Source organism: Methylocystis sp. Uni0008, from assembly GCF_056838045.1.
This window is the reverse complement of record NZ_CM166370.1, coordinates 383642-409047: the sequence shown is the minus strand read 5'-3', so window position 1 is coordinate 409047 and position 25406 is coordinate 383642. Positions and strand designations below refer to the sequence as shown.

The window sequence follows — 25406 nt, the reverse complement described above, 5'->3', positions numbered from 1 at the left end:
GTAAACTCCCCAAATGTGCCGATTGAAAAATCCCCAGTTTTCGTGACGCCCGGCCTTCCAGGGCATGCCCTGGAAGGCCGGGCGGCGCCGACTCGCCGATGCTGCTCCCCTTGGCGGAAGGGAGGGCTCGGTGATCAAACTCGGGGAAATTGTCATGATCCTGGAATTACATCGTCAGGGCGTCTCTGTGTCCGCGATCGCGCGCCAGCTCGGAATCGACCGGAAGACCGTCCGCAAGCACATCGCCGCGGGGCTGACGGCGCCCAGCTACAAGGCGCGGCCGCCGCGCGAACGCGCGATCGCAACTTTCGAGGCCTATCTGCGGGAGCGCCTCGTCGCCTATCCGGCGCTGAGCGGCCGCCGGCTATGGCGAGAGATCAAGGATCGCGGATATGCCGGCGGCTACACTGCGGTCACCGACTTCCTGCGCGAACTTCGGCCGCCGCGCTCGAAAGGCTTCGAGGTGCGCTTCGAGACGCCGCCTGGCGAACAGGCTCAGGTCGACTTCGCCCGCTTCGATGTCGAGTTCCTCGACGAGCTCGGCGTCAAGCGGATCGTCTGGCTCTTTTCCATGGTCCTGGGGCATTCCCGCTTCATCTGGGCGCGCTTCGTCCTGCACCAGGATATGCAAAGCGTCCTACGCTGCCATATGGCCGCCTTCGAGGCGCTCGGCGGCGTCCCGCGCGAGATCCTCTACGATCGCATGAAGACGGCCGTTATCGGGGAAGACCCGGATGGCCTCGTTGTCTACAATCGCGCGCTACTGGATCTGGCGCGCCATTACGGCTTTCAGCCGCGCGCCTGCAAACCCTACCGCGCCAAAACGAAGGGCAAGGTTGAGCGGCCCTTCCGCTACATCCGGGAAGACTTTTTCCTCGGCGGCGCCTTCCGCAATCTTGATGACCTGAACGCCCAGCTCCGAATCTGGCTCGATACGATCGCCAATCCGAGGGTCCACGCCACGACCAGGCGCGTCGTCGATGAGGCTTTCGCCGAAGAGAAGGCGTCGCTCAAGCCGGTGCCGTCGACGCCCTATCAGGCGGTGCTTCGGCTCGAGCGGCGCGCGTCGCATGAAGGCATGGTCAGCGTCGGCGGCAATCTCTACAGCGTCCCGGACACGACCCGGCGACGCGTCCTTGATGTCCATGTCTTCGCCGACGCCATCCGCATCTTCGAGGACGGCGAATTGATCGCCGCCCATGCGCCGCTCGAAGGCCGCGGCGAAAAACGTCTCGATCCGGCGCATCGCAGAATGCCGTTGCAAGCGTATCGTCGCCGGCCGCCCGACGCATTGCCGTCCCTCATGCTGCGCGCCGGCGATCACGCCGCGAGACGCCCGCTGGCCTTCTATGACGCGGTGGGGCGCCGGCTGGCGATGCAGGGAGGCTCACGATGAATGCAACGCCCTCCGCCGTCATCGACCGCGTCAAACGCAATCTCGTCGGCCTGAGAATGCCGCGCGCCCTCGAAATCCTCGACATCACCCTGCGCGGCATCGAGCGTGGCGAGACTACGGCGCTCGACGCGCTCGACATTCTGCTCACCGAAGAACTGACGCTACGCGAGAACCGCCGCGTCCGGATGGCGCTCCAGATGGCGCGCCTGTCCGCCGTCAAGACGCTCGCCGGCTTCGACTTCGCCTTCCAGCCGTCGCTCGACAAGAGCCGCGTCATGGCGCTCGCCGAATTGCAGTTCATCGATCGCGCCGAAGCGGTTCATCTCATCGGACCGCCCGGCACAGGCAAAACCCATCTCAGCCTGGCGCTCGGCGTCGAGGCGGTTAAAGCCGGCCGCAGCGTCTACTTCGCCTGCCTCGCCGACATCATCACAACATTGGCCAAGGCCGAACGCGAAGGGGCGCTGCGGGAGAAGATCCGTTACTTCTGCCGCTTCTCGCTGCTGATCGTCGACGAGATCGGCTATCTGCCGGTTACGCCCGGCGGCGGCAATCTGTTCTTCCAGCTCGTCAACGCCCGCTATGAAAGGGGCGCCATGATCCTCACCTCGAACCGCGGCTTCGCGGAATGGGGCGAGATCTTTGGCGATCCAGTCGTCGCCACGGCGCTCCTCGACCGTCTCCTGCATCACGCCGTCGTCTTCCAGATCGAAGGCTCGAGCTATCGCCTGCGCGAGCACGCCGACCTCTTGCCCGAACATGTTCGGACGAAAGCCAGCATCCAACCCGCGCCAATCCCGCCGACCCTGCGTCGTCGCGGACGCCCGCCAAAAAACGGAGGCGCCGATCAAGACCTCGGCTGATCGCCACGCCCGCCAACTGGGGAATTTTACTCCGGCGCTTCTGGGGAAATTAACATCGGCATTTACACGAAATTGCGCGATGTCGTCGGGCTCTATGTCGATCCGCCGGCGCACGCCATCGTGCTCAGCGTCGACGAGAAGAGCCAGATACAAGCGCTTGATCGCACCCAGCCCGGTCTGCCGATGAAGAAGGGCCGCGCCGGAACCCTGACGCATGACTACAAAAGGAACGGAACGACCACGCTGTTCGCCGCGCTCAACGTGCTCGACGGCAAAGTGATTGGCCGCAACATGCAGCGTCACCGCCATCAGGAATTTATCCGCTTCCTCAACGCCATCGAGGCGGAGGTTCCCGCCGGCAAGCTCGTGCATGTGATCCTCGACAATTACGCCGCTCACAAGCACCCTAAGGTGCGCCGATGGCTCCAGCGCCACGAACGCTTCACCTTCCACTTCACGCCGACATCGTGCTCCTGGCTCAACGCTGTCGAAGGCTTTTTCGCCAAGCTCACAAAGCGTCGGTTGAAGCGCGGCGTCTTCCGATCGATCGTCGACCTACAGGCCGCCATCCATCGCTTTCTAGAAGAGCACAACGAACAGTCCAAACCCTTCACCTGGACCGCCGATCCTGACAAAATCATCGCCGCCGTCAGACGCGGGCATCAAGTGTTAGATTCGATCCACTAGTGTATATTACGATGGGTGCAGATGGCGTTAGGTCGAACGCAATCTCGTCAGCTGAAAGCTATTTGTTTGGGTTGCTCTGTATCTTAGCTGTTGTATTCACCTTTATGTACTTGAGCCAAAAGTATATTTATGTTGGCCACCCTGACGGTATTTGTCTCTGCATGTTGATCAGAAGAAGGGGTCAGGATGTAATTTTTGGCACGATCAGGGAGACCTTATACAGAAATGTCCGTTCGGTGAGAATCTCGAAAGTTTCGCATAGCTGCGTAATTATAGTATTTGAAGATGAGCCACCTCCAATTTCTGAAATGACCCAATTCATCGGGCGTGAAGCCGCGGCGCCATCCAAATATATCTTTAGAAATTCTGTGCATACCGAAGGCGACGCCTCGGCAGGCGCGATTCCGAAGGATTGCAAGGTGACCGCAAAAACAATTTCGTTTTTGGCTTTGATCTTCAAGCTGCCTATTCTCGATAGCGGCCTGCTTTGTAACAGTAGAGTGGGCGAGATTATCTTAGATCAGTGTCGTTGTGCGAGAGAATAACTAGGATCTGGTCAACGCCCGTCAACAAGTTCAGGCGCCCGCCGCATCACCCCTCCGGCCAGAAATCCTCGGCCATCATCTCATCAAACGTCCAGGGACATTTCTGAGGAAAAATCTTTTCCGACAATCCCGTCTCGGCGATGGCTTCGAGCGCCGCCCCCTTGAACGCCTTTTCAAGAATCGTGGCGATCAACGGACGCAGGCTCGGATTGTCTTGAAGATGCTCCAATAAATCCATTCTCTGCACCTTGATCGACGCTTCCCAGCTCGCCGTGCGCTTTTCAGGCTGAAACCGCCACTTCATCAAATGCAGCATCAAGACGCGCAACCGGCTGAGGAGCTCGCGTTTTTCGGTCTTGCCCAAGCTCTCTACCTCTTCGGCGATATGCTCGATATCCGCTTCGCTGAGTTTTCCGGCGCGCAGAAGCGCCGCCTGCTCATTGGCCCAGGCGTAAAAATCCCGGTCGTAAAGCTGACTCGCGGCCAATTTCCCCTCGGCTGATTTATTCGCTCGGTTCGGCGCGTTCATGGACTGATCCCGGCAAGGCTTATAATATATAGCGAAACTTCCGCCGCCAAAGGCGAATGCCCACGATGAACGCCCCTGCTCAATTCGCCCCCAGCGCCCGAATCTTCGCCTCGCCGCTCGCGCGCCGACTGGCGAAGGAGGGCGGGCTCGATCTTGCCGCGCTGCAAGGCTCCGGGCCGCACGGCAGGATCATCGAACGCGATGTGAAAACCGCCCTTGCCCGCGGAGGAGCGCCATCGAAGGCGGCGCCGCTCGCCGCGGCGCCGTCAGCGGACGTCACGCGCAAATTCTTCGAAGCCGGCTCATTCGAGGAAATCCCGCACGATAATGTGCGCAAGGCGATTGCGCGCCGGTTGACGGAAGCGATCCAGACGATTCCGCATTTCTATCTCAACGTCGACTGCGAGATCGACGCGCTCTTGCGGCTGCGCGAGGATTATAATTCCGCCGCGCCGCTCGGCGCGGACGGCAAGCCGGCGTGGAAGACCTCGGTCAATGATTACGTCGTCAAGGCGCTCGCCATGGCGCTCCAGCGCAAGCCCGAGGCGAATGTCACCTATACGCCGGAGGCGTTGCTGCGCCACACTTCCTCGGACATCGGCGTCGCGGTGTCGATTCCGAACGGTTTGGTGACGCCGATCATCCGCAACGCCGAGGCGAAATCGGTCCGCGAGATTTCCGAAGAGATCAAGGAGCTTGCCGGCCGCGCCCGCGCCCGCAAGCTGAAGCCGCATGAATATGAAGGCGGCGTGTCGGCGGTCTCCAATCTGGGCATGTATGGCGTGCAGAGCTTCACGGCGGTGATCAATCCGCCGCAGTCGACGATCCTGGCGGTCGGGCAGGGCGAGCAGCGCATGATCGTGAAGAACGGCGCGCCGCTTGTCGCGACAATGATGAGCGTGACGCTTTCCTGCGATCACCGCGCCGTCGACGGCGCGCTCGGCGCCGAGCTTCTGGCGGAATTCAAACGCGTGATCGAACATCCGGCGATGATGTTCGTCTGAGAATGAGCGGCCTGCGGCTTCAATCGACCCTCACCTGTCCGCACTGCGCGCGGGCTGAAACGCTCGACATGCCGCTCGACGCCTGCGTGGTCGTGCATCTATGCGCCGGTTGTGGCGCCCGGCTCACGCCCAAGCCCGGCGACTGCTGCGTGTTCTGCTCCTATGGCGACGTTCCATGCCCGCCAGTGCAGAAGGACGGCGATTGTTGCGGCGTCCCGATGGACGAGGGGCGCTAATCGCGGCATATGCCTTGCCTGGAACAGCTCTAAACAGGCAGGGAGCGCGCGCGTGGCGACGGAAGCTGACATTTTAAAAGCGCTGGAAGGGCTCTACGGACCTGGCGGCACGCCGCTCGTTCACGCTTTGAGCGGAATCAATCTGTCGGGCGCCAAGGCCTTTGTCTCTCTGGCGGGCGATCCCAGCCAGCCGCAGGCCTGGGAGGCGGCGCGTGTGGCCGCAGAGCGCGCGATCAAGGCGATGCCGGAGATCGAGCAGGCGATCGTGACGCTGACCGCCGAGCGCGCGCCACGCGCCGAGGCGCCGCCGCGCGGTCAAGCGCAGGCGCACACGCACACGCATGGGGCCGCCGCGCCCCCGCAGCGCAAGGGCGGCATCCCGGCGCTGGAGAAAATCCGCTACATCGTCGCCGTCGCTTCTGGAAAGGGCGGCGTCGGCAAGTCGACGACCTCGGCCAATCTCGCGCTCGGCCTCGCCGCACAGGGCTGGCGCGTGGGCCTGCTCGACGCCGACGTTTATGGGCCCTCGATGCCGCGGCTTTTCGGGCTCTCCGACAAGCCGAAGGTCGAAGGCGGCAAGCTCGTTCCGATCGAAGCCTACGGCCTAAAGATCATGTCGATGGGATTTCTCGTCGACGAAAATATTCCGATGGTCTGGCGCGGTCCGATGGTGTCACAGGCGATTTCGCAGATGCTTGGCGAAGTCGCCTGGGGAGAGCTCGACGCGCTCGTCATCGACATGCCGCCCGGCACCGGCGACGTTCAGCTCACCATCGCGCAGCAGGTCCCGCTCGCCGGCGCGGTCGTCGTATCGACCCCGCAGGATCTGGCGCTGATCGACGCCCGTCGCGCCGTCGCCATGTTCCAGAAGGTCGAGGCGCCGATCCTCGGCGTGATCGAGAATATGAGCTACTTCCTGTGCCCGCACTGCGGCGGCCGCTCCGAGATCTTCGCGCATGGCGGCGCGCGCCACGACGCCGAACAGATGGGCGTGCCCTTCCTTGGCGAGGCGCCGCTCGACATCAAGATTCGCGAAACTTCCGACGCGGGGCGTCCCGTGGTCGGCGCCGAGCCCGACAGTCCGCAGGCCGCGGTCTATCTCAATCTCGCGGCAAAAGTGAAAACGCTGCTCGAAACGCAAAAGCAGCGCGCCGCGCCGAAGATCGTCGTCGGCTGAACCAGAGCGAAAGCTTCTTCGACATGTCCTTCAAGCCGCCGGGACAAAACAGCGTTTCTCCCTATCTGGTCGTCACCGACGCCGCAGCGACCATAAAATTCCTGCAGGCGGTTTTCGGCGCGGCGGCGCTGCGCACCTTTCCGGATGCGCAGGGAAGGTTACGGCATGCGGAGGTGCGCATCGACGACACTGTCGTCATGCTCGCCGACGCTGCGCCGCAGTGGCCAGCGATCGAAGCGCATGTCCACGTCTATGTTCCCTCGGTGGACGAAACTTATGCGCGCGCGTTGCAGGCCGGCGCGAGCTCAGTTCAGGCGCCCGTGAAGAAAGACGATGAAGACAAGCGCGGCGGCGTCAAGGACCAAGGCGGCACGACCTGGTGGATCGCCACGCGCATCGAATAGGCCGCTGCCGGCAAAAAGACGCGCCTCCCGTCCAGGAGGCGCGCCAGGCGGGCCGATCGCTGCCGGCCCTCAGGGAGCCCGATATTTCAGAAATGGCTGGGAAACCAGGAATCGTCGCCTGCATCCCATTTGTAATTGTAGCCGACAGAGAATGCGCCGCCATAGGCCCACACATTGACCGTGGCGGCGGGATTGAACCCGCCGAAAGGCCGCGCTGCCGACTGCGGAATCGCCTCAAAGGCGGATACGGAATTCTTGAAAGCCCAAAGGACGGAAAAATCGAACGACGAGTTTTTCGTAACCGCGTAGTTGAAACCGCCGCCGAGATGATGCCGGTTCACGCTCGGCGAGAGCACCGCAAAGTTCAACGAACGCGCGATCAGCGAACTGGTCGCGTAATGATAGCCAAGTCGAAGCGCCAGCGTCGGCGTCGCGCGCCACTCGGCGGCGACGGATGCCGAATCCGTATCCTTCATATTGATGCCGGCGCTGTCGCCGAGCGAGCGCACAATCAGGGGCGCGTTGGAATTGCCGATAGAGGGAACGGCGGAAAAGAAGACATGTCGCCAATCCGCCATGAGCGTAAGATTGGGCAAGATGTCGTAGGCGAACCCCGCCTGCAATTGCGCCGGGATGTCGAATCTGCCGTGGTCGCCGAGAAGACCCGAATATTTATCGAGACGCGACATCCACATGGGCGTTGAGCCGGAAAAGCCGAAGCGCAAGGTGTCCGTGATTCCCCACAGCAACCCTAAGCGGAAGCCGCCGCCGTAGGACCAGTCAAACCCCATGTCTGACATTTCCCACTGATTTGTTGAAAAGGGCGCGAACGTGGTCACACCCTGAACGTTCAACATCTGCACCGCGATCGTCGGCGCGAGGCCGATCGTGATGGGGCCGATCGAAGTGTGGAAGCGGCGCGCGTAATCGACGCTCGCGAAGGCTTGCCTGAGGTCTAATCCGACGAAGCCGCCGCCGAACGGCCCACCCAGCGGCGACCGGGCGTATCTCACGTCATAGGCGCTGTTAATGCCGCCATTCGAATAGGTGACGATGCTCCACGCGGAGTCGGCGTCGATCGGGCGAATGTTGCCCGAGTTGGGGATAGGCGTCCATGGACGGCCGCTGTGCACATCGCCCGGCGCGATGAGCCTCGGAAGTCCTTCGGTCCTGTAACCGCGATAAGCAAGATTGGCGGCGACGCCAAACGCAAACTGCCGGTCAAGGCCGACGATGGTCGCGGGATTGACGGACGCGGCCATGCCGTCCCGGCCATCGGCCACGCTGGCGCCGGCGAGCGCTCTCTGGCGAGGGCCGTATCCCGTCGCAAAAAAACCGTCGGCGGCAAAGGAGCAGGATGGCGCGAGCGCGGCGATTGCCGTGAGCGTGAACAGGAAAGTGCGCGAAACAATGGTTTTCATGGGGGCGAGTCCCGAAGCGCAATGCCTTTATTCGGCGTGAGGGCCTTCGCCCCATCGCGCCGAACCGACGCATGTTCACGGTAATTTACAGGTTACCAGAGGCGCCCCGCCGTGCAGCGTAAATATCGCTTCACATGCGCAGATTTCGTTCGCCTGTCACGTCTTTGCAACACAAGCGCTTTTCGGCTTTGGCGCGCCTTGTGGCGCGCGCCTCCGCAGACCGGACTCAAGCGATCGCGTCCTTGGGACGTGCGGCGGGCGGGGGATAGAGCAGCCGGCGCCAGATCCCGTACCAGCTCCCGGCGATGACGGCGAGCGTCAGCGCCCAAACGAGTTTTGGCCAGGTCGGCGGCTCGAAGCGCAGGAGCTCTGAGATCAATGGCGCATAAAGGCTTGCCGCCAACAGCGCAGCGGCCGCGGACGCGACGCCCCAGAACGCCAGATTGTCGCGTGAAAACAGCGAAGCGCCGCGCGGAAGCGCATCTGCGAGCGCGAGCGTGAGATTGCTGACGACGAGGGTCGCGAAGGCGAGGCCGCGGGCCTGCGGTTCGGGGGCGCCCAACGCGTCGTCAATGACATAAACGGACATTACGGCGAGGAAGACCACAAACCCTTGGACGAAACCGAGCCACAGTTCGCGCGCGCCAAAAAGCAGATCGTCCGGCCTGTGCGGGGGTTTCAGCATGGCGTCGGGCTCATTCGGCTGCGACTCGAAAACCAGCGCGCAGGTGGGGTCGATGATCAGCTCCATCAGAACGACATGCGCGGGGAGCAGCAGCGGCGGCAAGCCCATCAGGATCGGCGCCAGAGCGACGCCGGCGATCGGGACGTGGATCGCGGTCACATAGGTCAGCGCGCGCCGCAGATTCGCGAAGATGCGCCGGCCGAGCGCCACGCCGGCGACGATCGACGGGAAGCTGTCGTCGAGCAGCACGATAGGAGCGGCTTCGCGCGCGACATCCGATCCGCGCTGGCCCATGGCGATGCCGATATGGGCTGCGGCGAGCGCCGGCCCGTCATTGACGCCGTCTCCGGTCATGGCGACGATATGGCCGTCGGCTTTGAAGGCTTCGACGAGCGCAAGCTTGCTTGTCGGGGTCACCCGCGCGAAGACGCGCACGTTACGGATGTGTTCGGGGAGCGCGTCGCTTGGCGTCGCCGCGATCTGCGCCCCCGTGAGCACGCCGGCTTCAGTATTGAGGCCCGCTTGGCGCGCGATCGCGAGGGCCGTGGCGGGATAGTCGCCGGTGATCATCGCCACGGCGACTCCTGCCCGCAGCGCCGCGGCGACGGCGGCGGGGACGTCATCGCGCAGCGGGTCCTCGAAGGCCACCAGTCCGACGAAGTAGAACGCTGCGGCTTCCGGCGGCGGCGCGTGCGGCAGCGGCGCCGTCTGGGCGACCCCAAGCACGCGCAGGCCGCGATGCGCGAGATCGTCGACTTCAGTTTGAAGTCGCGCGCGCGCATCGTCAGAGAGTCGCGCGAGTTTGAAGATCGCTTCCGGCGCGCCTTTCGCCGCGTAGCTCTCTCCCGATCCATCGCGCCAGCATTGAATGAAGGCGAGGAGGTCGGGGCGGATCGGAAAGTTGCGAACTGCATCGCCTTCCGGCGTCACGCCTTCATCAGCGGCATAGGCGTGAACCGCGCGATCCATCGGATCTAGAGGGTTCGCGGAAGAGGCGCGCAGGGCGGCGCGAATGAGCCCGCGGCGGCTTTCCGGGCGCGACGGATCTGTCGCATCGTCGTTTTCCGCGACGGCGAACGCCACGCGCATGCGATTCTGCGTCAGCGTGCCGGTCTTGTCGACGCAAAGGATCGATGTCGAACCCAGCGTTTCGGTCACGGAAGAGCGGCGCACGAGCACGTTGCGGCGCGCCAGGCGATAGGCGCCGAGCGCGAGAAAGATCGCGAGCACCATCGGAAATTCTTCCGGCAGAAGACCGATGGCGAGCGTGATGCCGGCGATCGCGCCCTGAAACCAATCGCCATGCGTGAGCCAATAGGCGAGAAACACGAACCCGCAAAAGAGAAGGGCGAAGGCGCCGAGCGTCGCGACCAGTTTGCCTGTGCGTTGTTGCAGCGGGCTAGGCTCGGCCTCGATCGCCGCAAGCGAGGCGCCGAGGCGGCCCATCGCCGTATGCGCGCCGGTGCGGACGACTTCGGCGAGCCCCGATCCGCGCGCGATCATCGTTCCCGCAAAAAGATAAGGCGTGTGGTCGCCGCCGGGATCAGGAAATTCCGTCTCCGAGCGATCCCCGCTTGCGAGAGTCTTCGTCACTGGCGCCGACTCCCCCGTGAGCAGGGATTCGTCGAGCACGAGCGCGTCGCCGTCGATCAGCAGCGCGTCGGCCGGCGCGCGCTCGCCTTCGCCGACGAGAATGATGTCGCCAGGGACAAGATCGCGGGCAGGGATGCGCCGCTCGGCGCCATCGCGCAAACAGGTCGCGGTCGGTTCGGCCAGTCGGTTGAGCGCCTGCAGCGCGCGCTCGGTTCGCAGTTCCTGCAGCACGACCAGAGTGATCGACGCGGCTGCGCCGGCGACCATGAACAGGCCCTCGCCGAAATCGCCGACGAAGAGATAGAGCAGCGCGGCCGAGGCGAGCAGAAAGAACATCGGTTCTTTGAGCGTGCGCAGCGCGATCGCGAATACGCCCGGCGGAGCCGCCCGTGGCTGCTCATTCGGCCCGTATTCGGCAAGACGTCGGGCGGCTTCGTCCGTCGTCAGGCCCTCGATGCTGGCTCGGTTCATTCTGGTTGTGGCGGCGGGCGCATTCTCGCCTAAGCGAGCGCGTCGATGAGGGGCGGATGGAGCTGAAGCATATTGGAAAGCTGGCCGTATTACGAAACGCCAACCGGGCCGCGACATCTGGAGTCACGCCCTTGTTTTTGACGTCGCCTGCGCAATCTTCAGCTTTCGTTGACTTGCCTGCGGCGCGATCCTACCTTCTTCAGCTATGCTCTTGCTTCTAAAGGAAAAGCTCTGGGAGACTTTGCGGGCGGTCCTCCCCCTGTTCGCGGTCGTTTGCCTGTTGCAGCTCACCTTGATCGGCGCCTCGACGGCGACCATCGTCGATCTCGTCACGGGAGCGGTCTTGATCGTCGCCGGAATGGTTCTGCTGTTCACGGGCGTGGATTACGGCATCCTGCCAATGGGAAACTATGTCGGCGCCGCTTTGCCGGGGAAAGGCTCGATCACGCTCATCGCCGCCGTCGCCTTCGCCTTAGGCTTCGCAACGACGCTTGCAGAGCCCGACGTGCTCGTGCTGGCCAACCAGGTGAACCGCTTCATGAGCGACATTTCGCGGCAGACGATCCTCTACTCCATCGCGGTCGGCGTCGGGGGGTTTACCGCTGTTGCTATGGCGCGCATCGTTTTCGGCTTCTCGTTGCGAGGCCTGCTGACGATCGCCTATGGGGCGATGCTTGCTCTGTCCTTTTTCGCGCCGGCGCAGTTCATCCCGCTCGCCTATGACGCCGGCAGCGTGACGACCGGCGTGCTGACGGCGCCGATTGTCATCTCGATCGCCATTGGCTTGAGTTCCGTGCTTGCCGGCCGTTCAGCGGTCGCTGACGGATTTGGGCTCCTGGGGTTCGCGTCGATAGGCCCGATCTTCGCCATGATGGCGATCGGGATATTGCTGCGGTGAGCCTCGAGGCCCGGCTGGACGAAGCGCGCATCGTCGCTGAGAGCGTTGCGGAGGCGGTGCTGCCGTTGGTGGCGCTCTTCCTTGTCTTTCAGGCGCTGCTCCTGAGACTGCCGCGCAGGAGCGTGCTCGACATCATGATCGGAACGCTCATCGCAGGGGCGGGGCTTTTTCTTTTCCTGCTCGGCGTCGAGATCGTTCTTATGCCCGTTGGCCGCGCCATCGGCGAGGCGCTTGGGGCCTTGCCGTACAAATGGCTGCTGGCGCCTATAGGTTTATTTCTGGGGTTCGTCACAACTTGGAGCGAGCCCGCGGTGCGCATTTTCGCCGATCAGGTCGAGGACGCCTCGAGCGGTTCGATTTCGGCGACGACCGTTCTTTACACAATCTGCATCGGCGTCGCGGCGTCCGTCGCGCTTGGGCTGCTCAGGATCGCTTACGGACTCCCGCTGCTCTATCTGGTCGCCCCGGGCTATGCGCTCGTCATCGTGATCATGTGGCTCTGCGAAAAAGACTTCGTGGCGATCGCCGTTGATGCGGGCGGGGTCGCAACGGGCCCGATGGCCAATACCTTTCTTCTAGCGCTCGCGCTCGGCGCAGCCGCGTCGACGAATGGCCGCGATATGATCGTTGAGGGACTGGGCCTCGTATCGCTGATTGCGCTCGCGCCCCTGCTTTCGGTCATGACCTTGGGGCTTCTCGTCCGTTGGGCGAAGCGGCGACAGGAGTAACGACGATGTTGTTGAACGCATCTCTGATCGTGACCATCGTGCCGAAGGGTTGGGGCAACACGGTTCTCCAGGCTTCCGTCACGGCCGGGGCGCGCGGCGGCACCGTCCTTTACGGCCGCGGCATTGGCGTCAACGAGCATGAGAAGATCTTCGGCATCGCCATAGAGCCCGAAAAGGAGATCGTGCTCACCGTCGTCTATTCCGACAAAGCGGACGCCATTTTGCAGGAGATCATGCGCGCCGCCGAACTGACGGAGCCAAGCAGAGGCCTCGCTTTTGTGGTGGCGCTCGATAAGGTCGTCGGCGTCAGCCATCTGCGCAATGAGCAGAGTCCCGATCGCCCTCCTGAATGAGCGTGGTTCGCCGCCTTGCGGGGCGGTCGCGAACAGACTAGTTTTCACTGAATGGCGAGGGGCGCCGCAAGCGCGGCTGAGAAGCACCCGTCGAACCTGATCCGGGTCATGCCGGCGTAGGGAAGGCCAGCGAAATGAGCGACCGGCGCGACAGCGTCGTCGTGATGGTGGCGCGCCCCTCCTTCGTCTTCCTGACTCAACGTCCGCTTCACTTTGACGAAGCGAGATGAAGGAGCGCGATCATGAACATTCACGACAAGCGCCTGCCGGCGAGCGTCACCACCGGGCCGATCGGCAAGTCGCGCAAGGTCTATTCCTCTCCGGAAGATCGCGGCGACATTCGCGTTCCTTGTCGCGAAATCCCGCTCCACCCATCGTCGGGGGAGCCGCCGCTGCGTGTTTACGATCCGTCGGGACCCTATACCTGCGCGTCTTTCACCCCGGACCTTTCGGCGGGGCTTCCGGCCGCGCGTCCCTGGCTCGCGTCGCGCGCGGGTCTCGAAACCTATCAAGGCCGCGGGATCAAGCCGGAGGACAATGGCTTTGCCGAAGGCGAGCGGCTTGTGCCGCCTTGTCCGGCCGAGCGCACGCTCTACCGGGCGGCGGGCGCGCAGCCGGTCACGCAGCTTGAATTCGCGCGTGCGGGGATCGTCACGGAAGAGATGATCTACGTCGCGCATCGCGAAAATCTTTGCCGCGAGCGCGCGCTCGAGGTCGCCAAAGAGCGCATTGACGACGGCGAAAGCTTCGGCGCCGCCATTCCCGAATTCGTCACGCCTGAATTCGTGCGCGAAGAAATCGCGCGCGGCCGCGCGATCATTCCCGCGAACGTCAATCATCCAGAGCTCGAGCCGGTCATCATCGGCCGCAATTTCCTGGTGAAGGTCAACGCCAATATCGGCAATTCGGCCGTAACCTCGTCCGTTGCGGAAGAGGTCGAAAAGATGGTGTGGGCGATCCGCTGGGGCGCCGACACGGTGATGGATCTTTCGACCGGCCGCAACATTCACAACATCCGCGACTGGATCATCCGCAACGCTCCGGCGCCGATCGGCACCGTGCCGATATATCAAGCGCTCGAGAAGGTCGGCGGCGACGCCCTTAAGCTCGATTGGGAAGTCTTCAAGGATACGCTGATCGAGCAGGCGGAGCAGGGCGTCGACTATTTCACGATCCACGCCGGCGTGCGCCTCGCCTATGTGCCGCTGACCGCCAATCGCGTCACCGGCATTGTCTCGCGCGGCGGTTCGATCATGGCGCGATGGTGCTTGTCGAAGCACAAGGAGAGTTTCCTCTACGAGCGCTTCGACGAGATCTGCGACATCATGCGCAAATATGACGTCTCCTTCTCGCTGGGCGACGGCCTGCGTCCCGGCTCCAACGCCGACGCCAATGACGCTGCGCAATTCGCGGAGCTGGACACGCTCGGCGAACTCACCAGGATCGCCTGGCACAAGGGCTGTCAGGTGATGATCGAAGGCCCCGGCCATGTGCCGATGCACAAGATCAAAGCCAATATGGATAAGCAGCTCAAAGCCTGCGGCGAGGCGCCGTTCTATACGCTCGGTCCGCTCGTCACCGACATTGCGCCGGGCTACGATCACATCACCTCAGGCATCGGCGCCGCGATGATCGGCTGGTTCGGCACGTCGATGCTGTGTTACGTAACGCCTAAGGAGCATCTGGGCCTGCCGGACCGCGACGACGTGAAGACCGGCGTCATCACCTATCGCATCGCCGCGCACGCCGCCGATCTCGCCAAGGGCCATCCGGCCGCGCGCGAGCGCGACGACGCGATGAGCCGGGCGCGTTTCGACTTCCGCTGGGAGGATCAGTTCGAGATCGGACTCGATCCAGATACGGCGCGCGAATTCCACGACGAGACGCTGCCGAAAGAAGCGCATAAGGTCGCGCATTTCTGCTCGATGTGCGGACCGAAATTCTGCTCGATGCAGATCACCCGCGACCTGCGCGAAGAGGCGAAAGAGATCGAACGCCAGCAGGGCCTGGCTCAGAAAGCGGAAGAGTTTCTGGAGAAGGGCGCCGAAATTTACGTTGAGACGAAGTGAGGCCGCTTACGGTGACCGCCATCTCAGGCCAGGAAAGCGCGCAAAATCGCGATCGAGAGTGATCCATTCGCAGTCCCACTCGATAGCGAGCGCAGCGAACCACGCGTCAGTCACCATGGGTCCGCGCGTCTCTGTCTCGAGACAGAGGCGCTCGAAAATTCGCCAATGACTCTCGCCTGGCTCGACGATACGGCAATTGGGCTGCGCGAGAATGTCTGCGCAAAAGCCAAAGGCGTCGTCGAGAGAACTCGGCGATCGATAGAACTTTTGGTTTGTCGTGACTCGCACCACCGCGCTCAAAACGAGAAGCGATACGCCGAAAGGCGCGCGGCTGTCGAAGCCGTCGTTAAGCCACTTACGACACGTTCTATGTCGAGGCGCATCCGCTCGAAACGCTTCAACAAGCACGTTGACGTCCGCAAGATTCAATTTTCTGAACCGCGATATTGCGATTTGAGGCGCTCATGACGTTCGGCGTCATCCTGCTCGTCGACATCGCGCAATCTGGGAAAATCTACGCCTTGCGCCGGGCCTCCCGTCTTTCCGCTAATTCGAGCATAGCGCGGCGGCGCGGGCGCCGTGGGGCGCTCTCCCGCAAGGACAAGTCGTAGGCCTTCCTCGATCATCGATGTGAGGGTGCGATCGTCGGCCGCCGCCTTTTGGCGCGCGCGGCGAAGGAGATCTTCGGGAAGGCGGACCGTGGTGCGTTCAGTCACGTCAAAGACATATAGGCTATATGTCAATATGTCAACGACGGAAAGCGCCCGGCCAAGTCAGGCCGGGCGTTGAGTTGTGGTTAGCTCTTTCCGAGAACCTCGACATGCACCTGGCCGGTGCCGCGTTCGATGAGGCCGAGCTGGGTCGCGGCGCCGCGCGAGACGTCAAGGGCGCGCCCCGTCCAGGCCGCCGGACCCCGGTCATTGATGCGCACGATCACCGAGCGGCCTGCATAGGTCAGGCGCAGCCGCGTGCCCATCGGCAGCGTGCGATGGGCGGCCGTCATGTCCCACATGTTGAAGAGTTCGCCATTGGCGGTGTGGCTGTTGGGCTCAAAACGGCGCGGGCCGCCGCCGTAGAATGACGCGTTGACGGTGAAGTCCTTGCCCTGAGAAGCCACGACATGACGCTCCGAGTGGGGATGGGCGCGATGGGAGGCATGGTGCGCCAGCGCCGGCGCGGTCGTCAGTCCAAGGATCGTCAGTACGCCAAAGATACGATTCATTCAGGATTGCTCCGTTTACGCACAAAGCGTGAAAGACCCGACGAGCCCTCTCGCATCGTCGAGCGCATAGTTTCCATCCGTCTGAATGGAGGCGAAGACCAATTAGTTAATTCAGAAATGTGTCAAAATATGTGTTCCAAACAGCTGGCTATTATTTGTGATTATGCGTCGAAATACATGTCAAAGTATCATGACACTCCATTAGAATGCCGTTGATATGCTTTTAATGGTTGATTTATGCCTCTTGTATGTGCAAGCTATTCTGGCTTAAGCGCTGCAGAGAAGCCTAGTGACAAGGGCGAGACCGCGCGGCAAACATGCCGACCGGGAGACTCGCCATGACAGATGAAAAGCGCGCCGCCATCATTGGCGTCGTCACCGCCTCCGACCGAGCGAGCGCAGGCGTATACGAAGACGAGAGCGGGCCTGCGATCGAGGCCTATCTGCGCGCGGCGCTGACGACTCCTTTCCGGATCGAACGCCGCATCATTCCAGACGGGCTTGAAAGCGTCCGCGATACGCTCATCGACCTCGCCGACAGCGTCGGCTGCGACCTTATCGTGACGACCGGCGGCACCGGCCCCAGTCCCCGCGATCTGACGCCCGAAGCGACGCTCGCCGCCTGTGCGCGCGAACTGCCCGGCTTTGGCGAACTCATGCGACAGGTCTCGCTGGCGCAAACGCCGACCGCGATCCTTTCGCGCCAGGTGGCGGCCCATCGCGGCAAGTGCCTCGTGATCAATCTTCCAGGCAAGCCCAGGGCGATCGAACTCTGCCTTGACGCTGTGATGCCGGCGGTGCCTTACTGCCTGGATCTCATCGGCGCGGCCTTCATCGAGACGGATCCCGCGCGCGTGAAAAGCTTCCGCCCCAAAGCGAAATAGCCGCCTCTTCGGGTAGGGCAGCGCCGCCGACCTGGTCGCGCGCTTCTCATAGCGGCGCCTCGCCTGTATAGGGAGGGCGCTTCATCGGGCCGAATCGAAGCCGCTAAGCTGCGGGGGCAAGGGCGAATAACATGAATGAACTGCGCTTGGTGGTGGTCGGCGCGGCAGGCCGGATGGGCCGGATGCTGACCCAGATCATCCCCGATACATTGGGCGTGCGATTGACCGCGGCGCTGGAGCGTGACGGCTCTCCGGCGCTCGGCGCCGACAGCGGCGGCGCCGCGCCGAATGGCGTGTCGATCGCGAGCGATATCGCCGCGGCGCTCGCGGAGGCTGATGCGATCGTCGATTTCTCTTCGCCAGGATCGAGCGTCGCTATCGCCAAAGCGGCGGCTGACGCGAAGGTCGCCCTCGTCATCGGCACGACCGGCCTCTCCGAGCAAGACCTCGCCTCGATTGCCGAATGTGCGGGGAAAACGGCGATCGTGCGTTCCGGCAACATGAGCCTTGGCGTCAATCTGCTCGCCGTGCTGATCGAGCGCGCCGCCAGGGCGCTGGGGCCCGCTTGGGACGCCGAGATTATCGAGATGCACCATCGTCTCAAAGTCGATGCGCCTTCAGGCACCGCGCTGCTGCTCGGCGAGGCGGTCGCGCGCGGCCGCGGCATCGCGCTCGCGGAGAACAGCGCGCGCGGACGCGACGGCATGACCGGACCGCGAAGGACGGGCGAAATCGGCTTTGCGAGCCTGCGCGGCGGCACGGTGGTGGGCGACCACTCCGTGATCTTCGCCGGCGCCGGCGAGCGGATTGAATTTTCGCATCGCGCCGAAGACCGCGGCGTATTCGCCCGCGGCGCATTGGCGGCGGCGCTGTGGACGCGCGGCAAGCCGCCGGGGCTTTATTCCATGGCCGACGTCCTCGGCCTTTCCGGCGCCTGAAATCGACGAGAGTTTACGAGCATGAATCGCACTCTCGTTCTCGTTCGCCACGGTCAAAGCGAATGGAACGCCAAAAATCTCTTCACCGGGTGGAAAAACCCTGACCTGACGCCGCTTGGCGTCGAAGAGGCGCGCCGCGCCGGCCGCGAGCTGAAGAAACTCGACATTCTGTTCAGCGTCGGCTTCACCTCCGCTTTGGTGCGCGCGCAGCACACGATCGATCTGATTTTCGAAGAGCTGGGACAGCCCAACGTTCCAACGATCAAGGACCGCGCGCTGAACGAGCGCCATTACGGCGATCTTTCCGGCCTCAACAAAAACGAGGCGCGCGACAAATGGGGCGAGGAGCAGGTGCATCTTTGGCGCCGCTCCTACGACGTGCCGCCGCCGGGGGGCGAGAGCCTGAAGGACACCGTGGCGCGGGTCGTGCCGTTCTATGTGCAGCGTATCCTGCCGCCGGTGATGCGCGGCGAGCGGGCGCTGGTCGCGGCGCATGGCAATTCGCTGCGCGCCCTCTGCATGGTGCTCGAGCAGATGACCCCTGAGAGCGTGACGACGCTCGAACTCGCGACCGGCGTTCCGATCATCTATCAGCTTAACGCCGATTCGACGGTGGCGACGAAGACGGTGTTAGGCTAGTTGCCGCGAATGCATTCACTCAATGAACGAAGCCCCGTATCGACACAGATATCTTTTTTGAGAAATTGCGCCCACGCCTTTCCCTCAGCTGAGAAGACGGCTTTGGCTGAAGGAATCGCCAAAGTCCTCGCTGCATCGGCTCTATGTCGCATCCATCGAAGATGAGCGCGCTTATGATGCGCAGGACGCATCGCCGAGCGCGCTCTGATCCGTTCATGGGATATCATGCGAAGGTATTTGGAGCGAAGGGGTCGAATAAAAGAACGATAAGGAATTTTTCGCGATGGATTTGGTGATTGGCATCGAACCAGATGCACTGAGCGTGCTCTCCGTCGATTTTTTCGACAACCATGGTGGGGCCACCGCCAGTTCGCAGCTTCACGGTAGACCCAACTTGTAACTTTGCCTTTGCCATTTTCCTTCTCCTTACAAATTTTTCAAAATACGTACTGGTCCACTGGCGAGATTTCTATTTGTCCTCTTTTTTAGGAGCAGACTTACACTCGTCATAGGGAGTAACGAATGTGGCAGTAACAGTGTTTTGCCTGCCACCTGAAATGCTCTGTTCGACTGACTCACTCAGGGCGAGACTTGCGGGAATTACCCCCGCAGCGGGTCCGGCTGTTAATCCTAGTTTATCCGTGTCCGAAGCGGAACCAGTAACGTTAAATTTGATCTCAAGGGCACAGGGGAGAAGCCTAACGTCCCCAAGACCCGCTCGCTGTGCGGCTTTATATGCTCTCACTGAGTCTACAAGCGCGTCTTGTAGAGTAATTGTTGTTGGTGGGGGAATATAGTTGGACGCACATCCGCTAACTGGCACCCCAATGAATATGGAAAATAGAAGGCGATGTGAGTATCTCATGGCAAATCCTTCGTCAAATAATACTAATTTAACTAACATAGAAGCAAACGCAGCGATGTAACAAAAAAGCCACGCTCGAGAACAAAGTTCCGCCCGCAATCAGCTCGCCTCAGCCATAGCGCGATATGGACGAACGGCGGTTTCGGCGCCACATCTCGCTTCATGTCTGAAATCGCGCCCGGCGCGTTCCATTATCCGGGCTGTCTCGACGAGGCGGAGCAGGGGGCGCTGGCGCAAGAGATTGCGAGAGTAGTCGCCGCCGCGCCGCTCTATGTCTCGACCATGCCGAAGTCCGGCGCGCCGATGTCGGTGCGCATGACCAATTGCGGCGCGCTCGGCTGGGTCAGCGACAAGGAGCGGGGCTACCGCTACGAGCCGCGCCATCCAGCAACGGGCGAAGCTTGGCCGGCGATGCCGCGCCGCCTTCTGGACCTTTGGGAAGCGCTGGCGCGCTATCGCAAGCCGCCGGAAGCCTGTCTGGTGAACGTCTATGACGAGAAGGCGCGCATGGGCCTCCACCAGGACAGGGACGAAGCGGATTTCGCCGCGCCGATTCTTTCCTTGTCGCTCGGCGCCGACTGCCGTTTCAGGCTGGGCGGAACGCGGCGCGGCGACGGCTCGGTCGCCCTGACGCTATCGTCCGGCGACGCACTCGTCCTCTCCGGACCCGCCAGGATGCGCTATCACGGCGTCGACAGGATATTGCCGACGATGGGGACGCCTCTGCCCGCGGCGCTCGCCGCACAGGGCGTGCGCGTCAATCTGACGCTTCGGCGCGTCACTTAAGTTTTGGGTTCAGCGGGCGTTCACGGGTTTCGGGATAATGTCCTGAGCCAGTCAAACGTAAACTCCGGCGTATTGTCTTGAACGCCGGCTTCGTTGTAGTTTCCAATCCGTCTAAAGAGCGCCGAGAGGCGCCAACAATGGCCGGGCAATTTTAAAAAGGGCGGACGCGACGCGAACGCCGGGAAGAGGAAAGGAACAAGGATGAAGACGATTTCCCTGCTGACGTTCGCCGCGAGCGTCGCTTTCGCCGTCTCGGCCGGCCAGGCCCTCGCCGCGGGCGATCCCGCCGCGGGCGAAAAGGTTTTCGCGAAGTGCAAAGCCTGCCATCAGGTCGGAGAGACCGCCAAGAACGCCGTCGCGCCTCAGCTCAACGGCATCGACGGCCGTAAGGCGGGCTCGGTCGAGGGCTACAACTATTCCGAAGCTGACAAGAACTCCGGCATCGTCTGGGACGAGGCGAGCTTCAAGGAGTTCATCAAGAATCCGAAGGCGAAGATTCCGGGCACCAAGATGATCTTCCAGGGCCTGCCCAACGACAAGGACCAGGAAGACGTGTGGGCCTATCTCGTCCAGTTCGGACCTGACGGCAAGAAGAAGTAACGCCTCTTCGCTACAAGACAACTCGGCGGCCCTGGTTCAGGGCCGCTTTTTTGTTGCGGAAACGCCTGCGGAAAGAATCGCTCTGACGCATTCGCCGCTCGCGGTGTGTCGAGAAAACTACAGTCAACAAAAAGGGACGCCTTACTATTTGAAAAGCTTCCAATCGAAATCGCTTTGTTGTCGTATTTCCGCAACACTAGTTACAAATCAGAAATATTCAGTCGGAACCGTTCCAGACTAGCCTCCCTCCTAATTGACCGTTTTCAAAGAGAAAACTTATCTGACCTTCTCCTGACGGATAGGCGCGAGAAGGGCAAAAAATGACTCGCAAACAATCGCTTCCTCGGCTGACGCGCTTCGCTTCTCTCCCTGCGGCGTTCCACCGTGTGACAAGCGTTTCGGCCGCAGCCCTCAGCCTGGCCGCTGCGCTGACGCCCGGCGTCAGCGTTCCGGCTCTTGCGCAAGCTCAGTCCACGCCCTTGCCGGCGGTGAGGGTCGACGCTCCGCCGGAGAAGCCGCGCCCTGTCGCCCAGTCGAAGCCGAAGTCCGTCGCCTCTCAAGGGCGCGCGACCGGCGCGCAGCGCTTGCCTACCATTGACGTCGGCGGCGCGCGGCGCAGCGCCAGGGTGATTCCGACGACGCGCGCGCCCGTCGGGGCCGCAGCTCCAGCCGTTCAGGGCGTTCCCGGCGACCGTCCGCTGTTCCCCGCCACGGCGCTCGGCCGCGGCCCTACCGACGTCGTCGGCTATTTCGCGGGTAGAACATCGACCGCGACGAAAACCAATACGCCGATCATCGACATCCCTCAGTCGATCACGATTCTCACGAAGCAGCAGCTTCAGGACCGCAACAGCGTCGATATAAGCCGGGCGCTGCAGTATGTGCCCGGCGTCACTGTCGCCCAAGGCGAAGGCAATCGCGATCAGATCACGATCCGCGGACAGGACACGACCGCGGATTTCTACACGGACGGCATTCGCGACGACGCGCAATATTATCGCGATCTCTACAACATCGAGGCCGTCGAAGTTCTCAAGGGACCCAACGCGCTGATCTTCGGCCGCGGCGGCGGCGGCGGCATCGTCAACCGCGTCACGAAAAAGGCGGACGGCGAACGGCTGCGGTCCATGATCCTCAGCTCAGGCAGCTTCGCGCGCAAACGCCTCACGGTGGACGTCGGCGACGCGATCAACGATACGCTCGCCGTAAGGCTCAACGGGCTTTACGAGCAATCATACGGCTACCGAGATTTCTTCAAGCTCGAGCGCTATGGCGTCAATCCGACGATGACCTGGCATCCGCTCGAAAAGACCTTCATCACGCTGAGCTACGAGCATTTCCGGGATCGCCGCACCGCCGATCGCGGCATTCCCTCGGTGGGCGGCTTCGTTTTCGGAGGCTCGTCGGTCTATCCGGGATACCCGTCGCCGGCGCCGATCGACGCCTTCTTCGGCGTCGGCAATCCTTCGGTCGAAGCGGTGAATTACTCCAAGGTCGACCTCAATCGCGCAGCGCTCGCCCTGGACCATACGACGGATTTCGGCCTCAACATCCGCAATCAGTTCGTCTATGCCGACTATGAGAAGCGTTATCAGAACACATTCCCGGATCAGGGGCTGGGCTTCGTCACGACGCTCCTTAACCCTGTCGCGACGACCGTTACGCCGGCCGGAATCGTGCGTCTCGACGGCTATGTCAACTCCACGCCAAGGCAGAATATCTTCAACCAGACGGATCTCGTCTATAAATGGCAGATGGCGCCCGACATCCGTCACACGGTGATGTTTGGCGCCGAGGTCGGCAACCAGCTATCCGACGAAAATCGCGATCTCTCGTGTTTCAACGTGTCCTGCAGAACGCAGCGCGTGACGACGCCATTCTGGTCGCCGACCGCATATTTTCCGGTCGTTTTCGCCAATCCAAACCGTCGCCGCCACACCAATCTGGACCTTGCGGCAGGCTATGTTCAGGATCAGATCGAAGTCACGCGGTATTTCGACGTGATCGCAGGCGTGCGATTCGACAGATTCGACCTGAAATACACTGGCTTTGACACGGGCCCCACAGATTTCAGGGGCCAGCTGCGACGCGTCGACAATGTGTGGTCGCCGCGCTTTGGCCTCGTGTTCAAGCCGATCGAGATTCTTTCAATCTATGGGTCCTATTCGCGAAGCTTCCTGCCGGTGGCGGGCGATCAGTTCAACGTGCTGTTTCCGACCGTCGCCAATCTCGCGCCGCAGAGCTTCCAGAACGTGGAGGTGGGCTTCAAAGCGCAGCTCTTGCCGGCCCTGCTTTTGACGGGCGCGCTGTATCAGCTCAATCGTTCGAATCAACAGCTCACGGTCAATGCGACGACAGCCATCCTCGCTGATACAAGGACGCAGGGCGGAGAACTCGGGCTCGTCGGCAATGTTACGGATCGCTGGGAGGTTTCGCTCGGCTACGGCTATCAGGACGCGCGCGTCATCAGGACAGACAGAACGCCGACCTTGCGGACGCCGTTCTTCACCGACGTCGGCAAGACCAATCCCTCCGTGCCCCGAAACACCTTCTCCTTCTGGAACAAATACGACATTTCCTCCTTCTTTGACGCGGGCCCCGGCGTTCTGGGCGTGGGCGCCGGCGTGGTCTACAATTCGAAGTTCTATCCGGCGATCGACAATTTCGTCGTCGTGCCTGGTTACGCGCGCGTGGACGGCGCCTTGTTCGTCAGGTTGAGCGAGAATGTCTCGGGACAGCTCAACGTCGAGAATCTGGCTGGCGCGCGGTACTTCGTCTCCGCGCACAACAACAACAACATCATGCCCGGCGCCCCGCGCTCGGCCTATGTGACGCTGAATGCGCGATTCTAGCGGCGCCCGGTCTTGAGGCTCGCCGATCGGCGCGGAATGGATTATTCCTGCCCGCGCCAATCCTCGCCTCGCCCCAAAGCGCGTCCGCAGTCGCCACCCCGGAAGGGTTTAGCGCTTGCGCCGCGTCCGCCGGGAGCGCACCTGAGACGCCGTGACACGCAAACCAGACGAAATTTCCGCCGACCTGATGCAGCCGCTGGCGACCCTGCCGGTGTTCTATGCGCTCGCCGGGCGGCGCGTGCTGGTCATCGGCGGAGGCGAGGCGGCGGCATGGAAGGTGGATCTCGCGGCCGCGACCGGCGCGCAGGTCGATGTTTTCGCGCCGGTCCTCTGCGACAAGCTTCGCGAGATCGTAGAGGCGCGCGACAACGTCGCCATACATGCGCGCGAGGTCGAGCGGGACGATTTCGCCGGGGCGGCGATGGCGCTTGGCGCGGTCGACGACGACGCTCTGGCGCAAAAGGCGCATGAATGGGCGCGCGCCGCCGGCGTGCCGCTCAATCTCGCCGATCGTCCCGCGTTCAGCGATTTCACCATGGGCGCGATCGTCAATCGCTCGCCGCTGGTGATCGGCGTCTCGACCGGGGGCGCGTCTCCCGTTTTTGCGCAAGCGGTGCGCGGCCGGATCGAGACGCTCGTGCCGGCGACATTTCAGGCCTGGGCGCGCGCGGCGCAGGCCTGGCGCCCGCTCGTGCGCGCGTCCGGGCTCGACTTTCTGGCGCGGCGCGACTTCTGGCGTCGCTTCACCCGGCTCGCCTTCCGCGACATCGAGCGGCAGCCGCGAGACGACGACCGCGCCGCGCTGATCGATGAGGCCCGCGCCGGCGCCGAAGCGACCGCGCGCGGACGCGTCACGCTCGTCGGCTCGGGGCCCGGCGATCCTGAGCTGCTGACGCTCAAGGGCATGCGGGCGCTCGCCGGCGCCGACGTCGTGCTCTTCGACGATCTCGTTCCGGCGAGCATTCTCGATTTCGCCCGACGCGAAGCGACCCGGATCAACGTCGGGAAGCGCGGCTACGCGCCGTCGGTGCGCCAGGAGGAAATCAGCGCTCTGCTTATCGAACTCGCACGCGATGGCAAGAACGTGGTGCGGCTGAAGGGCGGCGATCCGCTCATCTTCGGCCGCGCCAATGAGGAAATCGCCGCGCTGCGCGAAGCGGGCTTCTCAATCGAGATCGTGCCCGGCGTGACGGCGGCCTGCGCCGGCGGCGCCGCGATCGGCGCGTCGCTGACGAGCCGGGAGACGGCCCGGCGACTTCAATTCATCACCGCCCACACCAAGGACGGCGAATTTCCCGAGGACTTCGACTGGGGCGCGCTCGCCGACGAACGCGCCACGACGGCGGTCTATATGGGCAACCGCACGCTGCCGGCGTTATCGCGCCGCCTGCTTCAGGAGGGCATGTCGCATGATACGCCGGCCTTCCTCATCGAACGCGCGTCGACGCCGCAGGAGCGCGTCGTCAAAGGCACCATCGCCGACTTGCCTTCGAAAGTGGCGGGCCAGACGATCGTCGGACCGGTTATGGTGCTGATCGGCTGGGCGCTGGCGGAGAACTGA

25 protein-coding genes, 1 pseudogene and 1 riboswitch are annotated in these 25406 nt (G+C 62.7%); of the genes and pseudogenes, 19 read left to right on the top strand and 7 right to left on the bottom strand.

The genetic code is table 11. From position 1 onward, the window contains the following. Positions 1-130: 130 nt before the first annotated feature. The 3 genes and pseudogenes from istA to AC0X69_RS02010 all read left to right on the top strand — a co-directional run. Positions 131-1396 carry an IS21 family transposase gene (gene istA / locus AC0X69_RS02020; RefSeq protein WP_482609828.1) on the top strand — a complete coding sequence of 422 codons (1266 nt, stop codon included), beginning with the start codon at positions 131-133 and terminating at the stop codon, positions 1394-1396. Continuing rightward, entirely contained in the window at positions 1393-2259 is an 867-nt protein-coding gene (istB, locus tag AC0X69_RS02015; protein WP_482607322.1) for an IS21-like element helper ATPase IstB, read from the top strand. Before istA ends, istB begins: the two co-directional genes overlap by 4 nt. A gap of 69 nt (positions 2260-2328) precedes the next feature. After that, positions 2329-2946: pseudogene (locus AC0X69_RS02010) on the top strand (IS630 family transposase); the annotation flags it as partial. A gap of 181 nt (positions 2947-3127) precedes the next feature. On the opposite strand, the gene AC0X69_RS02005 reads toward AC0X69_RS02010, so the two are convergent. Beyond that, a complete protein-coding gene (locus tag AC0X69_RS02005; protein ID WP_482610793.1) occupies positions 3128-3406 on the bottom strand; it encodes a hypothetical protein in 279 nt (92 codons plus the stop codon). Positions 3407-3537: 131 nt separating this feature from the next. Then, entirely contained in the window at positions 3538-4020 is a 483-nt protein-coding gene (locus AC0X69_RS02000; RefSeq protein WP_482610791.1) for a DUF29 domain-containing protein, read from the bottom strand. A gap of 65 nt (positions 4021-4085) precedes the next feature. Between AC0X69_RS02000 and AC0X69_RS01995 the strand changes: the two genes are divergently transcribed. From AC0X69_RS01995 to AC0X69_RS01980, 4 genes are read left to right on the top strand one after another with little or no spacing between them, the layout of a single operon-like run. Then, positions 4086-5024 (top strand): 2-oxo acid dehydrogenase subunit E2, encoded by a 939-nt coding sequence (locus AC0X69_RS01995; RefSeq protein WP_482610789.1) that lies wholly within the window; start codon positions 4086-4088, stop codon positions 5022-5024. A 2-nt stretch (positions 5025-5026) separates the two neighbouring features. Then, entirely contained in the window at positions 5027-5260 is a 234-nt protein-coding gene (locus tag AC0X69_RS01990) for a GDCCVxC domain-containing (seleno)protein (RefSeq protein ID WP_482610787.1), read from the top strand. A gap of 52 nt (positions 5261-5312) precedes the next feature. Further along, the gene (locus AC0X69_RS01985) at positions 5313-6437 is read left to right on the top strand and encodes an Mrp/NBP35 family ATP-binding protein (RefSeq protein WP_482610785.1); all 1125 of its coding nucleotides are present in this window, start codon (positions 5313-5315) and stop codon (positions 6435-6437) included. A 23-nt stretch (positions 6438-6460) separates the two neighbouring features. Continuing rightward, positions 6461-6841, top strand: a complete 381-nt coding sequence (locus tag AC0X69_RS01980; protein ID WP_482610783.1) for a VOC family protein — start codon at positions 6461-6463, stop codon at positions 6839-6841. Positions 6842-6927: 86 nt separating this feature from the next. On the opposite strand, the gene AC0X69_RS01975 is transcribed toward AC0X69_RS01980, so the two are convergent. Together AC0X69_RS01975 and AC0X69_RS01970 are read right to left on the bottom strand one after the other, a co-directional pair. Then, positions 6928-8262, bottom strand: a complete 1335-nt coding sequence (locus AC0X69_RS01975) for an OmpP1/FadL family transporter (RefSeq protein WP_482610781.1) — start codon at positions 8260-8262, stop codon at positions 6928-6930. A 226-nt stretch (positions 8263-8488) separates the two neighbouring features. Further along, on the bottom strand, positions 8489-11011 hold the full coding sequence (locus AC0X69_RS01970; protein ID WP_482610779.1) for a cation-translocating P-type ATPase: 2523 nt from the start codon (positions 11009-11011) through the stop codon (positions 8489-8491). A gap of 205 nt (positions 11012-11216) precedes the next feature. Here AC0X69_RS01970 and AC0X69_RS01965 point away from each other — a divergent pair, with 205 nt between their 5' ends. The 4 genes from AC0X69_RS01965 (at position 11217) to thiC (ending at position 15059) form a co-directional block, all read left to right on the top strand. Continuing rightward, the gene (locus AC0X69_RS01965; RefSeq protein ID WP_482610777.1) at positions 11217-11909 is read left to right on the top strand and encodes a DUF1538 domain-containing protein; all 693 of its coding nucleotides are present in this window, start codon (positions 11217-11219) and stop codon (positions 11907-11909) included. Continuing rightward, on the top strand, positions 11906-12637 hold the full coding sequence (locus AC0X69_RS01960) for a DUF1538 domain-containing protein (protein ID WP_482610775.1): 732 nt from the start codon (positions 11906-11908) through the stop codon (positions 12635-12637). The genes AC0X69_RS01965 and AC0X69_RS01960 overlap by 4 nt, the downstream gene beginning before the upstream one ends. A 5-nt stretch (positions 12638-12642) precedes the next feature. After that, the gene (locus tag AC0X69_RS01955; RefSeq protein WP_482610773.1) at positions 12643-12990 is read left to right on the top strand and encodes a P-II family nitrogen regulator; all 348 of its coding nucleotides are present in this window, start codon (positions 12643-12645) and stop codon (positions 12988-12990) included. 47 nt (positions 12991-13037) lie between these two features. Then, positions 13038-13131, top strand: a riboswitch (TPP riboswitch). A 101-nt stretch (positions 13132-13232) separates the two neighbouring features. Next, positions 13233-15059, top strand: coding sequence for a phosphomethylpyrimidine synthase ThiC (thiC, locus tag AC0X69_RS01950; protein WP_482610771.1), 1827 nt, complete (start codon positions 13233-13235; stop codon positions 15057-15059). Between the two features lie 6 nt (positions 15060-15065). Here the strand turns inward: thiC and AC0X69_RS01945 are convergent, their stop codons facing one another. Then, positions 15066-15467 (bottom strand): type II toxin-antitoxin system VapC family toxin, encoded by a 402-nt coding sequence (locus tag AC0X69_RS01945; RefSeq protein ID WP_482613293.1) that lies wholly within the window; start codon positions 15465-15467, stop codon positions 15066-15068. A gap of 56 nt (positions 15468-15523) precedes the next feature. Here AC0X69_RS01945 and AC0X69_RS01940 point away from each other — a divergent pair, with 56 nt between their 5' ends. Then, entirely contained in the window at positions 15524-15670 is a 147-nt protein-coding gene (locus AC0X69_RS01940; RefSeq protein WP_482610769.1) for a hypothetical protein, read from the top strand. Positions 15671-15855: 185 nt separating this feature from the next. On the opposite strand, the gene AC0X69_RS01935 is transcribed toward AC0X69_RS01940, so the two are convergent. After that, the gene (locus tag AC0X69_RS01935) at positions 15856-16281 is read right to left on the bottom strand and encodes a septal ring lytic transglycosylase RlpA family protein (RefSeq protein ID WP_482610767.1); all 426 of its coding nucleotides are present in this window, start codon (positions 16279-16281) and stop codon (positions 15856-15858) included. 338 nt (positions 16282-16619) lie between these two features. On the opposite strand from AC0X69_RS01935, the gene mog reads away from it, so the two are divergent. The 3 genes from mog (at position 16620) to AC0X69_RS01920 (ending at position 18742) form a co-directional block, all read left to right on the top strand. Then, positions 16620-17165, top strand: coding sequence for a molybdopterin adenylyltransferase (gene mog / locus AC0X69_RS01930; protein ID WP_482610765.1), 546 nt, complete (start codon positions 16620-16622; stop codon positions 17163-17165). 131 nt (positions 17166-17296) lie between these two features. Next, on the top strand, positions 17297-18103 hold the full coding sequence (gene dapB / locus AC0X69_RS01925) for a 4-hydroxy-tetrahydrodipicolinate reductase (protein WP_482610763.1): 807 nt from the start codon (positions 17297-17299) through the stop codon (positions 18101-18103). A gap of 21 nt (positions 18104-18124) precedes the next feature. After that, positions 18125-18742 (top strand): 2,3-bisphosphoglycerate-dependent phosphoglycerate mutase, encoded by a 618-nt coding sequence (locus tag AC0X69_RS01920; protein ID WP_482610761.1) that lies wholly within the window; start codon positions 18125-18127, stop codon positions 18740-18742. Between the two features lie 223 nt (positions 18743-18965). On the opposite strand, the gene AC0X69_RS01915 is transcribed toward AC0X69_RS01920, so the two are convergent. Then, positions 18966-19157, bottom strand: coding sequence for a DUF2158 domain-containing protein (locus AC0X69_RS01915; protein WP_482610759.1), 192 nt, complete (start codon positions 19155-19157; stop codon positions 18966-18968). 612 nt (positions 19158-19769) lie between these two features. Between AC0X69_RS01915 and AC0X69_RS01910 the strand changes: the two genes are divergently transcribed. The 4 genes from AC0X69_RS01910 to cysG all read left to right on the top strand — a co-directional run bounded on the left by AC0X69_RS01910 (position 19770) and on the right by cysG (position 25406). After that, a complete protein-coding gene (locus tag AC0X69_RS01910) occupies positions 19770-20393 on the top strand; it encodes an alpha-ketoglutarate-dependent dioxygenase AlkB family protein (protein WP_482610757.1) in 624 nt (207 codons plus the stop codon). Positions 20394-20594: 201 nt separating this feature from the next. After that, complete coding sequence (locus tag AC0X69_RS01905; protein ID WP_482610755.1) at positions 20595-20993, top strand: cytochrome c-554; 399 nt, start codon at positions 20595-20597, stop codon at positions 20991-20993. 320 nt (positions 20994-21313) lie between these two features. Continuing rightward, positions 21314-23845: a TonB-dependent receptor gene (locus AC0X69_RS01900; protein WP_482610753.1), complete on the top strand. Its 2532-nt coding sequence runs from the start codon at positions 21314-21316 to the stop codon at positions 23843-23845. A gap of 151 nt (positions 23846-23996) precedes the next feature. Next, positions 23997-25406 carry a siroheme synthase CysG gene (gene cysG, locus AC0X69_RS01895; protein WP_482610751.1) on the top strand — a complete coding sequence of 470 codons (1410 nt, stop codon included), beginning with the start codon at positions 23997-23999 and terminating at the stop codon, positions 25404-25406.